This window comes from Aestuariimicrobium soli (assembly GCF_051192575.1).
Taxonomy (GTDB): domain Bacteria; phylum Actinomycetota; class Actinomycetes; order Propionibacteriales; family Propionibacteriaceae; genus Aestuariimicrobium; species Aestuariimicrobium soli.
The window spans coordinates 375,952-388,716 of the sequence record NZ_JBPJSQ010000002.1 but is presented as its reverse complement, the minus strand read 5'-3'; the positions used below and the strand labels follow the sequence as shown (position 1 = coordinate 388,716).

The window sequence follows — 12,765 nt, the reverse complement described above, 5'->3', positions numbered from 1 at the left end:
GATCCGTCAGACGACGCCCTGGGCGATCATCGCATCGGCGACCTTGAGGTAGCCCGCCAGGTTGGCGCCCACCACGAGGTCGCCGGCGTGGCCGTACTCGGCGGCGGTGTCGCGGCAGGTCGTGTAGATGTCGGTCATGATCTGCTTCAGACGCTGCTCGGTGGCGTCGAAGTGCCACGCGTCGCGGCTGGCGTTCTGCTGCATCTCGAGGCCGCTGGTCGCGACGCCACCGGCGTTCGACGCCTTGCCGGGGGCGTAGAGCACGCCCGCGGAGTGGAACAGGTCGGCGCCAGCGATCGTGGTGGGCATGTTGGCGCCCTCGGCGACCACCTTGACCCCGTTCTTCACCAGCGTGGCGGCATGCGCCTCGTCCAACTCGTTCTGGGTGGCGCAGGGCAGCGCGACCTCGCAGGGCACGTCCCAGATCGACCCCTCGGTCACGAAACGAGCCGACGGGCGGGCCTCGGCATAGGCCGCGATCCGCTCGCGCCGCACCTCCTTGACCTGCTTGAGCGTCTCGAGATCGATGCCGTCGGGGTCGACCACGTAGCCGGACGAGTCCGAGCACGCGACCACCACGGCACCCAACTGGTGCAGCTTCTCGATGGCGTAGATCGCCACATTGCCCGAGCCCGAGACGACCACGCGTCGTCCCTCGAGGTCTTCGCCCTTCTCGGCCAGCATCTGCTCGACGAAGAAGACGGTGCCGTAGCCGGTGGCCTCGGTGCGGACGAGCGAGCCGCCCCAGCCGATGCCCTTGCCGGTGAGCACCCCGGCCTCGAAGCGGTTGGTGATGCGCTTGTACTGCCCGAACAGATAGCCGATCTCGCGCCCGCCCACGCCGATGTCACCGGCCGGCACGTCGGTGTACTCGCCGACGTGGCGGTACAGCTCGGTCATGAACGACTGACAGAACCGCATCACTTCGGTCTCGCTGCGACCCTTGGGGTCGAAGTCCGAGCCACCCTTGCCGCCGCCCAGCGGCAACCCGGTCAGCGAGTTCTTGTAGACCTGCTCGAAGCCCAGGAACTTCACGATCGACAGGTTGACGCTGGGGTGGAACCGCAGCCCGCCCTTGAACGGGCCGAGCACCGAACTGAACTCGACCCGGAAGCCCCGGTTGACCTTGACCTCACCCGCATCGGTCATCCACGGCACCCGGAAGATGATCTGGCGCTCGGGCTCGACCATGCGCTGCAGCACCGACCACTGCGCGTAGTCGGGGCGCTTGTTGACCAGCGGGGTCAGCGAACGCATGACCTCTCCGACGGCCTGGAGGAACTCCGGCTCGCCCTGGTTGCGGGCGGCCACCTCGTCGAACATGCGGGTCAAGTGCGGATGCACGGCATCTGTCATGTGCGGCACTGTATCCACCGCTCAGACCGGTGAGTGCCCGTACCCAAATCGCGGCCGTCGGGCCCCCGGCGGGGCTGAGCTGGTACTTCGATTGCGTAGCGTTGACGCCATGATTTCCGACCAACCCGACTTCCGCACCATCGCCCAGGACTACGACGACCTGTCGGTCGAGTGGCAGCAGAAGGCGGACGAACTGGGTGCGGCGCTGGCCGCGCACGAGGCCGTCGAGCAGACCGACACCTTCACGCTGACCATGCTCGGACCGACCCAGGTGCGCTCGCTGGAGTTCACCGACGAGGCCATCGAGACCAGCCCCGTCCAGCTGCGCAAGGCCATCCTCGAGGCGGTGGCGAGGCTCGGCGTCGCGTCCGCCAACGGGCAGGCCAGCGCCGTGGCGCGCATTCTCGACGCCCCCGAGATCGGTCAGCAGATGCGCGAGTCGGTGCCTGCCGAGGTGCGTGAACAGGCGCGCGACGAGTCGGAGGACTTCGAGGGGCACTCGCGTGCGCAGGAGCAGCCCCCGACGCCGCCCGACCAGCTGAACTTCGAGGAGGTGATGGCGTGGGCCGACGAGCAGGCCGACCCCCACGTCATCGTCTCGGAGAACCTCGCGGAGATGATGTCGGACGTCGAGGGCTGGAACCCCAGCTACCTGGGGGTGGACGAGAACCAGATTCTCGAAGACCTGCAGCGTGAGGTGCAGGCGTTGGTCGACGGGGCCCGCGACCTGCCCCAACGCATCGAGCGGATCGAGGCGGAGGCCTCGTCCAAGTACCTGACCGTGGTGGTCAACGGTGCCGGACGACTCGTCGACCTGACCTTCCGCCCCGCCTTTCGCAACATCAGTGCCGACGTGCTGACCCAGGACTTCGCCGAGGTCTACGCGACGGCCCAGGGCGAGGCCCAGCAGCAGCTGTTCGCGGCCATTGACGGCCTGACCGTCGCCGACGACCCCACCACCGGCCTGCTGAGCACGCCCGACCAGCCCACCAGCCCCCACCAGGGAGAGTGACATGACCGACTACAAGTACGACCTGGGCGCCATCGCCTCGCACAAGGGACAGGTCTCGAGCCAGCACAGTGCCATCAGCGGCGCCGCCTCGGGCATGTCGGCGACCGGTGCCGGCGGCAAGGAGATGTACGGCATCCTGATCGGCCAGATCGCCCACCCGATCCTGTCGCACACCGCGCAGGGGGCCGAGGACGTGCTCACCAGCCTCTCCGACCTGCTCGACGGCATGACCGACGGGCTCCAGTCGACCATTCAGGCCTACCAGGACACCGAGACCGATCACATCGATCGCACCTCGCAGATCGTCAACGACCTCAACTCGATCGGAGAGTGACCATGTCGAACCCCACCCTCGCCAACCGGAGTTTCGGGGGAGCGGAACTGAAGCTGCCTGTCTACAGCGATCTGGTGAACGCCACCCAGGCGCTCGGCGACGGCAAGCTCCGCTTCAATGACGTCACCTCGCTGGCCGACACCACCCTCGGCATCCTGAACACGGCGCTCGACCCCCTGGGTGCCCTCATCGGTTCGGCCGTCGGCTTCCTCGTGGACTGGCTGGTGAAGAACGTCGAGTTCATCAAGAAGCCCGTCGACTGGCTGCTCGGCGCCCCCGACCAGATCTCCGAGGTCTCCCAGAAGTGGCGCCAGACCGGCACCTCGATCGCCGAGCACGGCAATGCCTTCGTCGGTTCGCTGGGCACCCTGAGCACCTGGGAGGGCCCCGCCAGCGAGGCCTACAAGGGTGTGGTGCGTCACTGCCACGCCCTCTACCAGCAGGCCAATGAGGCCGCAAACGGGGTGGCCGGCTGGGTGAACCTCGCCGGGGCCGTGGTCAAGACCTTCCGCGAGTTCATGCTGCAGATGCTGAAGGACTTCATCACCGAGGTGGTGAAGGCCGCCCTGCTCGCCGCCGCGTCGGCGATCCCCAGCTTCGGGGCGTCCATCGGGGCGTTCACCTCCTGGTTCTCGGCGCGCATGGCGATGATGGCCGGCAAGTTCTCGAAGACCCTGTCGAAGCTGATGACCAAGATGGGTGACCTGGTCAAGAAGCTCGGTGGCTCCGGTCGCTCGTTCTACGTCGCCGCCGAGAAGCTGCGGCAGGCGGCCTCGCGGTTCGGACGAAGCGCCGCCCGCGGGTTTGGCAACTCCGGCATCCCGGGCGGTCCGACGCCGCGGCTCCCCGGGGACACGCGCGTGCCGTTCAACCAGAACATGCCCGGCTACAAGGGCTTCAACGACGCCTACAAGTGGGGCAAGCGGGTCACCGGCGGTGTCGACAAGGCCGCCGACGCCTCCGATGCCGGCGCGCCCGCCCACGTCAACGACCTGCCCGAGGGTTACTGAGGGTGGCCGCTCGACCCGCCCGCGGGCGCTCGCAGCGGCGTGCCCACCCTGCGGTGATGGCCACACTGATCATCGGGTTCCTGCTGGGGGCGTTCGTGGTGCCCACCGCCAGTGACCTGCTGGGCACGGCCACCTACGACCTCGAGACCGGACGAGGCCGGGCCGCGGTCTCGTCCTGCTGGCGGGCCTGGCCGTGGCAGGAATGCCAGGCGCGGCTCACCTCGTGGTCGGGCAGCGACGGCCACCAGGTGGGGGAGAAGGTGCTGGTCCGCGGACGAAAGCCGCTCACGGGCACCGTCGAGGTGGTGGGGCGTGTTCGCGGCGTCAGCACCATCGACGAGTACAAGCAGACGACGGTCACCACCGAGGAGGTGCTGCTCTCGGCCGACGTCTGGGTGATGCCCAGTTGGGCCCGGATCCCGTTGGTGATCGGGTTGGGGCTGGTCTGGCTGGCCCTCATCTGGGGAGCCGCTCGACTGGTGCACAGGTGGACCGCGGGCCGGGCGGTAGAGTGACCTCTCGTGGCACTTGCTGACCTGACCGAGACCATCTCCACCCTGCGGCACTCGCTGGACTCCATCGAGGCCGTGCTCGACCCTGCCTCCAAGAAGCAGGAGATCGCGAAGCTCGAGGAGCAGGTGGCCGCCCCCGACCTGTGGGACGACCAGGAGAATGCCCAGCGGGTCACCTCGCGGCTGTCGCTGTTGCAGGGTGAGGTGCAGCGGGTCGAGAAGCTGCGCCAGCGTCTCGACGATGCCGACCTGCTGCTCGAGATGGCCGCCGACGAGGGCGACGCCGACTCGGTGCACGAGGTCGAGTCCGAGGTGGGCTCCCTGCGCAAGGCCATCGAGGCCCTCGAGGTGCGCACCCTGCTGTCGGGGGAGTACGACTCCCGCGAGGCCATGGTCACCATTCGTTCCGAGGCCGGTGGCATCGACGCCGCCGACTTCGCGCAGATGCTGCTGCGCATGTACACCCGCTGGGCCGAGCGCCACAGCTACCCCTGCGAGGTCTACGACATCTCCTACGCCGAAGAGGCGGGCATCAAGTCGGCCACCTTCTCGGTCAAGGCTCCCTTCGCCTACGGCACCCTGTCGGTCGAACAGGGCACCCACCGGCTCGTCCGCATCTCGCCCTTCGACAACCAGGGACGACGCCAGACCTCGTTCGCGGGCGTCGAGGTGCTGCCGGTCACCGAGGAGACCGACCACATCGACATCCCCGAGGCCGACGTGCGGGTGGACGTGTTCCGGTCGTCCGGCCCCGGTGGTCAGTCGGTGAACACGACCGACTCCGCCGTGCGCCTCACCCACCTGCCGACCGGCATCGTGGTGAGCTGTCAGAACGAGAAGTCGCAGCTGCAGAACAAGGCCGCGGCCATGCGGGTGCTGCAGTCGCGCCTGCTCGAGCGCGCCCGTCAGGAGCGCGAGGCCGAGATGAACGCCCTCAAGGGTGACGCCGGCAACTCCTGGGGTTCGCAGATGCGCTCGTACGTGCTGCACCCCTACCAAATGGTCAAGGACCTGCGCACCGATCACGAGGTCGGCAACCCCGATGCCGTCTTCGACGGCGACATCGACGGGTTCATCGACGCGGGCATCCGCTGGCGTCGCAGCTCGGACGACGCCTGAGCCCCCCACCAGCTCGCGCCCCGCGGGCGTGGCTGCTTGCGTGTTCAGCGCACTCACCTAGACTCACGACGTCGGCCTGAGAAAACCTCAGGAACGCCTTCCCCCATCGTCGACCCGACCGAGGACGCACTGTGATCACTTTCGAGGACGTCACGAAGCTCTACGAGGGCGGCACCAAGCCCGCCCTGCGCAACGTGAACGTTGAGATCGAGAAGGGCGAGTTCGTCTTCCTCGTCGGCCAGTCCGGGTCGGGCAAGTCGACCTTCCTGCGCCTCATCCTGCGCGAGTACCGCCCGAGCAAGGGCACGGTCTTCGTGCTCGGCAAGGACCTCAACCGACTGCAGGGCTGGAAGGTTCCCGGCCTGCGTCGTCAGATCGGCACCGTCTTCCAGGATTTCCGGTTGCTGCCGGGCAAGACCGTCTACGAGAACGTGGCCTTCGCGCTGCAGGTGCTGGGTCGTCCGACGTCGGAGATCAAGAAGGTGGTGCCCGAGACGCTCGAGACGGTCGGTCTGGCCAGCAAGGGTCAGCGGCTGCCCGAGGAACTCTCCGGCGGCGAGCAGCAGCGCGTGGCCATCGCCCGCGCCTACGTCAATCGTCCCAAGATCCTGATTGCGGACGAGCCCACCGGCAACCTCGACCCGGCGACCAGCGTGGGCATCATGAAGCTGCTCGACCGCATCAACAAGACCGGCACCACCGTGATCATGGCGACCCACGACTCGACGATCGTCGACCAGATGCGCCGGCGAGTCATCGAGCTCGAATCGGGCCAGGTCATCCGCGACCAGAGCAAGGGCGTGTACGGCACCGCCTGAGCGGCGCCGCGCGACCCGGAACGAGAGAGATCCATGCGACACACCCTGCGAGAAACCTGGTCAGGTCTGCGCCGGAACCTGGCGATGAATGCCGCCGTGGTGGTGACGATCTTCGTCTCCCTCACGCTGTTCGGCATGGGCCTGCTGATCAACCGGCAGGTCGAGGTCACCAAGGACCGTTGGTACGACAAGATCGAGGTCTCGGTCTTCCTGTGCGTGAAGGACTCGTCCTCGGGCAACTGTGACCCGGGGCAGGATGCGACCCAGCCCCAGAAGGAGGCCATCAAAGCCGCCCTGGAGAAGAACCCCGAGGTCGCCCAGGTGCACTACGAGTCGAAGCAGCAGGCCTACGACGCCTTCCGTGAGACCTTCAAGGACTCGCCGCTGCTCGACACGCTCACCGTCGACCAGATGCAGGACTCGTATCGCATCAAGCTGGTCAACCCCGAGCAGTACAAGGGTGTGGTCGCCGAGGCCGGCGTGATGCCCGGGGTGCAGGCCGTCGTCGACCAGCACCTGATTCTCGACAAGATCTTCTCGGCCCTGAACCTGCTCAAGTGGGGCACGGTCGCGCTGGCCGGGCTGCTGCTGGTCGCGGCGTGGGTGCAGATCGCGAACACGATCCGGATGGCGGCGTTCGCCCGACGCCGGGAGCTGGGGATCATGCGGCTGGTGGGCGCCAGCAACGGGTACATCATGATGCCGTTCCTGCTCGAGAGCCTGCTGACGGGCGTCATCGGGGCACTTCTTGCCTCCGGGGCCTTGCTTGGACTGCACGAATTTGCGATCGTGAGGAACGCTCAAGTCTCACTCTCGAGTTTACGGTGGATTGACCGTGGAGACGTGTACGGAGTGATCGGATGGGTTGCGGTGGCGGCAGTGGGGCTGTCTATCATCCCGACGCTGATAGCAACCAAGCGATACCTGCGCGTCTGACGTAGGTGTCAGAGAAGGGGTACAGCTGTGATTCGGGACCTTCCCCCCGCTCCTCGCGGATCCCGCCACGCCCAGGCACTTCGTCTTGTCACCCGCGCCGCGCTCGCCGGACTGGTCGCCCTGTCGGTGGGGCTGAGCTCCACCCAGGCCGCCCACGCCGACGAGCTCGACCAGCAGAAGAAGGCAGTCTCCGCGAAGATCGCCCAGAACAAGGTTGACCTCGACGAGGCCAACACCCAGGCCCTCGCCGCCGCCCAGGCCCTGCAGCAGTCGCAGGCAGCCCTGGCCGACGCCCAGGCCAAGCTGGCCAAGGCCCGTTCGGCCCTCCAGCAGTCGCAGGCCCTCGACCGGCAGCGGGCCAGCGAGCTCAGCGTGGCCCAGGCGGCACTGAGGCAGGCGCAGGCCGAGGCGGCCGCCGCCCTGGCTGCCGTGAACGCCTGGCAGAAGGAGTCCGGCTCCCGGGTGCGCGAGACGATGCAGCAGCAGAACCCGCTGGCCGGCTACGGCATCCTGTTCACCCACACCACCATCGACGACCTGAACCAGAAGGTGCAGTGGTCGACCACGGTGCTCGACTCGACCAGCGCGCAGATGGACCGGCTGACGGCGCTCAAGCTGAAGGCCGACGCCGCGCAGGCCCAGGCCACCCAGGCCGAGGCCAAGGTCGCCAAGCTCCGCGCCGAAGCCGCCGCGGGCCTGAAGACCTCGCAGCGTCTCGAGGCCGAGGCCTCGTCCGCCGAACAGCAGGTCGCGATCGCCAACGCCGCCAACGCCAAGGCGAAGATCAATGCCGACGCGCAGGTGAAGGCCGAGCAGCAGCGTCAGGTCTCGCTGCAGGCCGAGAGCGTTGCCGTCGACCGTCGCATCGCTGCCCGCATCGCCGCGCAGAAGGCCGCCGCCGCCAAGGCCGAGCGTGACCGCATCGCCCGTGAGAAGGCCGCCGCCGCCCAGCGCGCCAAGGCGTCGACCAGCTCGCGTGCCAAGACGTCGTCGCGTTCGACCAGCCGCCCGGCCACCTCGAACCAGGGCAGCTCGTCGGCCGCGTGGATCTACCCCTCGGGTGCGGCCATCACCTCGCAGTACGGCATGCGCCTGCACCCGGTGCTGCACTACTGGAAGCTGCATGACGGCACTGACTTCGGCGCCGCCTGCGGGTCGCCGATCCGCGCCGCCCGCGCCGGCGTCGTGGCCGAGAAGTACTACAACGCCGGCTACGGCAATCGCCTGATGATCGACCACGGCATGGTCAACGGCCGCTACGTCACCACCGGTTACAACCACGCGATCCGTTACGTGGTCAACGTGGGCCAGCGCGTCAGCCAGGGCCAGATCATCGGCTACGTCGGCTCGACCGGCTACTCGACCGGGTGCCACCTGCACCTGATGGTCTGGGTGAACGGCTCGGTCACCAACCCGATGACCAGCATCTACTGAGTTCCGGGTACCTGACATGGCCTTCGACCCCGTCCTCGCCGAGCGCATCCGCGCGGCGCTGGGCGGGGTCGATGCCGTCACCGAGAAGAAGATGTTCGGCGGCTTGGGGTTCATGGTGCACGGCAACATGGCCGCGGCCGCCGCGTCCGGTGGTTCGCTGATGCTGCGCAGCAGCGACGCCATGGCCGACGATCTCGTCGACGGAGACCGGGTGGTCGAGATGGAGATGCGCGGCCGGTCGATGAAGGGGTGGCTGCTGGTCGCTCCCGAAGCCGTGGCCGACGACGAGGCCCTGCAGCGCCTCGTCGACCTGGCCGTCGCCCACGTGAAAACCATGCCCGCGCAATGAGTGGCGGCCGGTAGGCTGGGCGGTCGCACCCCACGAGATCGGACGAGACCATGCCACGCGAGAAGGGCCGCAAGCTCATCGCCCAGAACAAGAAGGCGTTCCACGACTACCACGTCGGTGACCGCTTCGAGGCCGGCATGGTGCTCACCGGAACCGAGGTCAAGTCGCTGCGGCAGGGGAGGGCCTCGCTGGTCGACGCCTTCGCGACCGTGGACGACGGCGAGGTCTGGCTGCGGAACGCCCACATTCCGGAGTACGCCTTCGGCACCTGGACGAACCACGCCACCCGCCGCACCCGCAAGCTGCTGCTGAACCGCAAGGAGATCGACAAGCTGGCCCGCGAGATCGGCAACTCGGGGCGCACCATCGTGCCGCTGTCGATCTATTTCTCCGACGGCTACGCCAAGGTCGAGATCGCCGTCGCGACCGGCAAGAAGGACTGGGACAAGCGGCAGACCATCGCCGCCCGCGACGCCCAGCGTGACCTGCAGCGGGAACTGGCCGACCGCAACCGCCGTCGCCGCTGACGCAAAAGTGACTGCTCGTCGCCGCCACCCGCACCACGGGGGGTTCTCGGGGCTCGAGCAGTCATTATCACGTCAGTGGCACCTGTCGTGGCTGTTCGGGAGTTGCCCACAGGTGGGACCTTCGCCGAAGAAATCCTGTGGACAACTGGGATTCTCGTCACCGCCGGGACCACAACTCAGGTGTGCATGAGGACGAACTACGAGACCTGCCCGACCAATGGGGAGTCATTGCCGAGCGGCACCACCCGCGTCGCCGGTCGACACTGCAGCGTGCTGCCCGATCCGGGGAACTCGTTCGCGTGGCTCCCGGCGTCTACCGACTGCCCGGCGAGCTGAGGCCCGACCATCTTGTGGGGGCGGTGGCCGCCACCACGCCGAGTGCCGTGTTCACCCATGACGTGGCGGCCTGGCTGGCCTGGTGGCCGGAGCTCGACGTGAGCACCGTCAGCGTGGCCGGCTCACGCATGCAAGCGGACTGGCTCACGAGAAACCAGTGCACGATCGACCGTGACTGGGTGATCCACCGTCGGGGCCTGGTCGTCACGCATCCCGCACGGTCCGTGCTGGAGCTCACCGAGACCCGCGGAGCAGATCCCATCGACGAGGCGCTGCGCCGACGGGCGACCACGCTGGCTCACTTGCGCACTGCGCTTGCCTCTTTCCCTGTCCGCGGGCGGGGGAGAGCCGAGAAGGCGGCTTGGTTGCTCGACTCCCGCGACGAACCGTGGTCAGCCCTGGAGCGGCGGGCTCATCGGATGCTGCGTGCGGCCTGCATCACCGGGTGGAAGGCCAACCTGAGGATCCGCACAGCGCGCGCGACCTTCTATGCCGACATCGCCTTCCCCAGTCTGCGGCTCGTCATCGAGCTGGACGGTTTCACCCATCACTCGACCGCTGCACAACTGAGCGCCGATCACGAGCGTCAGAACGACCTGCAGCTCGCGGGCTGGACGGTGCTGAGGTTCACGTGGACCACCGTCGATGCTCTGGTGGAATCGGTGCGGGCGTTCGCGATGACGCAAAAATGACTGCTCGTCGCCACCCAGACCCCCAGACAGGGCCTCGGCGGCGACGAGCAGTCGAGATTGCGTCAGGTCAGCGCACGCCGACCAGGTCGCAGACGAAGATCAGGGTCTCACCGGGCTTGATGACGCCACCGGCGCCACGGTCGCCGTAGGCCAGGTGGGCGGGGATGACCAGCTGGCGTCGTCCGCCCACCTTCATGCCCTGCACACCCTGGTCCCAGCCCTGGATGACCATGCCGGCACCCAGCGGGAACGACAGCGGCTCACCGCGGCCGTAGCTGGAGTCGAACTCCTCGCCGCTGGAGTAGGCGACACCCACGTAGTGCACGGCGACGGTCTGGCCGGCCTTGGCCTCCTCGCCGTCGCCCTCGATCAGGTCGGTGATGACGAGCTCGGTCGGTGCCGGGCCCTCGGGGAACTCAACTTCTGGCTTCTCAGTCATGGGTTCGAGGCTAGTGGATGCCGTCACTCCGGGGGGATTCCGGGTCGCTCCCGATGACGTGGGTGCTGCCCCGTGGAGCAGACTTGGCACCATGATCCAGCCCGCCCCGGCCTTCCCGCCGGCCCAGCACCACCCGAACAACTCGCTGCTCGTCACCGAGCCCCAGCGCGACCGCGCGCTCGCCTACCTGCAGTCCGCCTACGCCGAGGGTCGCCTGACCGCTGAGGAACTCGACCAGCGCGTCGGCCAGGCCCTGCTGGCCCGCACTCGTGCCGACCTGAACCGCGCGTTCTCCGGCCTGGTCACCATTCCGCTGTCGAGCGCCGCGGTGGGCGCCCACCCGGCCTACGCCCCGATGCTCAACCAGCACCGCGACGGCCGCGCCGGCAAGGGCGCCGCCGGTTTCGCCCACTTCTCGGCCCTGGGGGTGGGCTTCCTCGGCCCGGCGATCACCTATGCCGCCACCACCCGCGGCACCTTCGCCCATCGCGAGGCCGCCAAGGCGTTCAACACCCAGATCGCGCTGTCGATCGCTCTGGCGGGCGCCATCACCCTGTCGTCGATCTTCGACGCCTTCGGATTCCTGATTCCGATCGTGGTGATCGGCTGGTTGATCATGACCATCGTCGGCGGTGCCAAGGCCGCCAGCGGTGAGGACTCCGACACCCTGCTCAGCAAGCTCAACCCGGTCAAGCTGCTGAACGAGAACGAGGGCCACCGGGAATTGGGTCGCTGACCAGCCGGGCAACCCGGTATGCTGGATCTTCGGCGACGCGGTGCCGGTTCGACTCAGAGCTCGGACGAAATCGTGGCCACCTCCAACCCCGGTCGGGGCGAGGCGGCACAACTCAACAGGGGGTGACTGGTTTCGACTTGGGACGGTAGTCCCAGGAGAAGCGGGTCGAGAATCTGGGGTCATCTCGTGAACGTTCCCCGGAAACCAATAACTGCCGACAACACTCGCGCAGACTTCGCTCTCGCTGCCTGAGCAGTGACCGAAGGGTCAGACCGGGCGTAGCCTTCCGCCCGGATCCTGGCCTCATCAAGGAGGCTTGCTGCCTCTCCTGCGCCGCAGGGGAGAGGTGGGACTTTTCTGCGGCTGGGCTTGTCAGTGATCTGTCGTCAGAAGCACTGGAGCCGAGCAGAACGCCATGACGACTGCACCCGGAGAAGTCCTGGTTCGCCTCTTGAGGACGCGGGTTCAATTCCCGCCACCTCCACCCCCGTGCTGCACGCCCTCGGGCCCACCGTCAGGTGAGGTGCCGGGGGCGTTGTGGTGTGCCGAGGTACCGGGCATCGGCGGCGTGCAAGGATGGAGCCGTGAGCACTGGTAGCCGACCCCGCGCGGGTGAACTCCTGGTGGCCAACGCCGAGATGGACGGCGGGTTCTTCCATCAGACCGTCGTCTATCTGCTCGACGCGGACGACTCCGGCGCCCTCGGCGTCGTCCTCAACCGGCTCTCGGAGGCCGAGTTGGACGAGGTGCTGCCCACCTGGGTGCCCCTGGTGAGCCCGCCCCAGCAGCTGTTCAACGGCGGGCCGGTCTCACCCAACGGCGCCATCTGCGTCGCCCGACTCAACGACCCCAGCGAGGAACCGCCCGGATGGCGCCGGGTCAACGGTGATGTCGGGCTGTTGCACCTGGACACGCCCACCGAGATCGTGAGCGGTGCCTATGCCAATCTGCGCATCTTCGCCGGGTATGCCGGCTGGGAGTCGGGGCAACTCGAGGGCGAACTGCTGCGCGGCGACTGGTATCGCGTTCCAGCCCGTGATGCCGACCTGTTCGGGGCGGACCAGCGCGACCTGTGGCGCCGCGTGCTGCGCCGTCAGGGTGGGGAACTCTCGCTGCTGTCGACCTGGGTCGCGGACGCCGACCAGAACTGACCCT

General features: G+C 67.8%; 15 protein-coding genes and 1 other RNA gene. 14 read left to right on the top strand and 2 right to left on the bottom strand.

Translation table 11 applies throughout. The features are described 5' to 3' along the window. Positions 1 to 6: 6 nt before the first annotated feature. Positions 7 to 1,356, bottom strand: a complete 1,350-nt coding sequence (gdhA, locus tag ACSDQ9_RS03090) for an NADP-specific glutamate dehydrogenase (RefSeq protein WP_435143424.1) — start codon at positions 1,354 to 1,356, stop codon at positions 7 to 9. A gap of 109 nt (positions 1,357 to 1,465) precedes the next feature. Here gdhA and ACSDQ9_RS03085 point away from each other — a divergent pair, with 109 nt between their 5' ends. From ACSDQ9_RS03085 to ACSDQ9_RS03035, 11 genes are all read left to right on the top strand, one after another. Then, positions 1,466 to 2,368, top strand: coding sequence for a hypothetical protein (locus ACSDQ9_RS03085; protein ID WP_435143422.1), 903 nt, complete (start codon positions 1,466 to 1,468; stop codon positions 2,366 to 2,368). 1 nt (position 2,369) lies between these two features. Next, positions 2,370 to 2,702: a hypothetical protein gene (locus ACSDQ9_RS03080; RefSeq protein ID WP_435143419.1), complete on the top strand. Its 333-nt coding sequence runs from the start codon at positions 2,370 to 2,372 to the stop codon at positions 2,700 to 2,702. Positions 2,703 to 2,704: 2 nt separating this feature from the next. Beyond that, complete coding sequence (locus tag ACSDQ9_RS03075) at positions 2,705 to 3,712, top strand: WXG100 family type VII secretion target (RefSeq protein ID WP_435143416.1); 1,008 nt, start codon at positions 2,705 to 2,707, stop codon at positions 3,710 to 3,712. Positions 3,713 to 3,768: 56 nt separating this feature from the next. Then, the gene (locus ACSDQ9_RS03070; protein ID WP_435143413.1) at positions 3,769 to 4,227 is read left to right on the top strand and encodes a hypothetical protein; all 459 of its coding nucleotides are present in this window, start codon (positions 3,769 to 3,771) and stop codon (positions 4,225 to 4,227) included. 6 nt (positions 4,228 to 4,233) lie between these two features. Further along, positions 4,234 to 5,343 (top strand): peptide chain release factor 2, encoded by a 1,110-nt coding sequence (prfB, locus tag ACSDQ9_RS03065; RefSeq protein WP_435143411.1) that lies wholly within the window; start codon positions 4,234 to 4,236, stop codon positions 5,341 to 5,343. 131 nt (positions 5,344 to 5,474) lie between these two features. Beyond that, on the top strand, positions 5,475 to 6,161 hold the full coding sequence (ftsE, locus tag ACSDQ9_RS03060) for a cell division ATP-binding protein FtsE (RefSeq protein WP_435143408.1): 687 nt from the start codon (positions 5,475 to 5,477) through the stop codon (positions 6,159 to 6,161). A 33-nt stretch (positions 6,162 to 6,194) separates the two neighbouring features. After that, positions 6,195 to 7,097, top strand: a complete 903-nt coding sequence (gene ftsX, locus ACSDQ9_RS03055; RefSeq protein WP_435143405.1) for a permease-like cell division protein FtsX — start codon at positions 6,195 to 6,197, stop codon at positions 7,095 to 7,097. A gap of 27 nt (positions 7,098 to 7,124) precedes the next feature. Then, positions 7,125 to 8,531, top strand: a complete 1,407-nt coding sequence (locus tag ACSDQ9_RS03050; protein WP_435143402.1) for a M23 family metallopeptidase — start codon at positions 7,125 to 7,127, stop codon at positions 8,529 to 8,531. A gap of 16 nt (positions 8,532 to 8,547) precedes the next feature. After that, positions 8,548 to 8,880, top strand: a complete 333-nt coding sequence (locus tag ACSDQ9_RS03045; protein WP_435143399.1) for a TfoX/Sxy family protein — start codon at positions 8,548 to 8,550, stop codon at positions 8,878 to 8,880. A 50-nt stretch (positions 8,881 to 8,930) separates the two neighbouring features. Beyond that, positions 8,931 to 9,407 (top strand): SsrA-binding protein SmpB, encoded by a 477-nt coding sequence (gene smpB / locus ACSDQ9_RS03040; protein ID WP_435143396.1) that lies wholly within the window; start codon positions 8,931 to 8,933, stop codon positions 9,405 to 9,407. A gap of 359 nt (positions 9,408 to 9,766) precedes the next feature. Then, positions 9,767 to 10,435: an endonuclease domain-containing protein gene (locus tag ACSDQ9_RS03035; RefSeq protein WP_435143393.1), complete on the top strand. Its 669-nt coding sequence runs from the start codon at positions 9,767 to 9,769 to the stop codon at positions 10,433 to 10,435. 67 nt (positions 10,436 to 10,502) lie between these two features. Here ACSDQ9_RS03035 and ACSDQ9_RS03030 read toward each other — a convergent pair whose 3' ends face one another. Then, complete coding sequence (locus ACSDQ9_RS03030; protein WP_435143390.1) at positions 10,503 to 10,874, bottom strand: FKBP-type peptidyl-prolyl cis-trans isomerase; 372 nt, start codon at positions 10,872 to 10,874, stop codon at positions 10,503 to 10,505. A gap of 91 nt (positions 10,875 to 10,965) precedes the next feature. Between ACSDQ9_RS03030 and ACSDQ9_RS03025 the strand changes: the two genes are divergently transcribed. The 3 genes from ACSDQ9_RS03025 to ACSDQ9_RS03015 all read left to right on the top strand — a co-directional run bounded on the left by ACSDQ9_RS03025 (position 10,966) and on the right by ACSDQ9_RS03015 (position 12,761). Beyond that, entirely contained in the window at positions 10,966 to 11,610 is a 645-nt protein-coding gene (locus ACSDQ9_RS03025; RefSeq protein ID WP_435143388.1) for a DUF1707 and DUF4870 domain-containing protein, read from the top strand. A gap of 118 nt (positions 11,611 to 11,728) precedes the next feature. Further along, positions 11,729 to 12,097, top strand: a transfer-messenger RNA (tmRNA) gene (gene ssrA / locus ACSDQ9_RS03020). Between the two features lie 97 nt (positions 12,098 to 12,194). Then, positions 12,195 to 12,761 (top strand): YqgE/AlgH family protein, encoded by a 567-nt coding sequence (locus tag ACSDQ9_RS03015; protein ID WP_435143386.1) that lies wholly within the window; start codon positions 12,195 to 12,197, stop codon positions 12,759 to 12,761. Positions 12,762 to 12,765 lie beyond the last annotated feature (4 nt).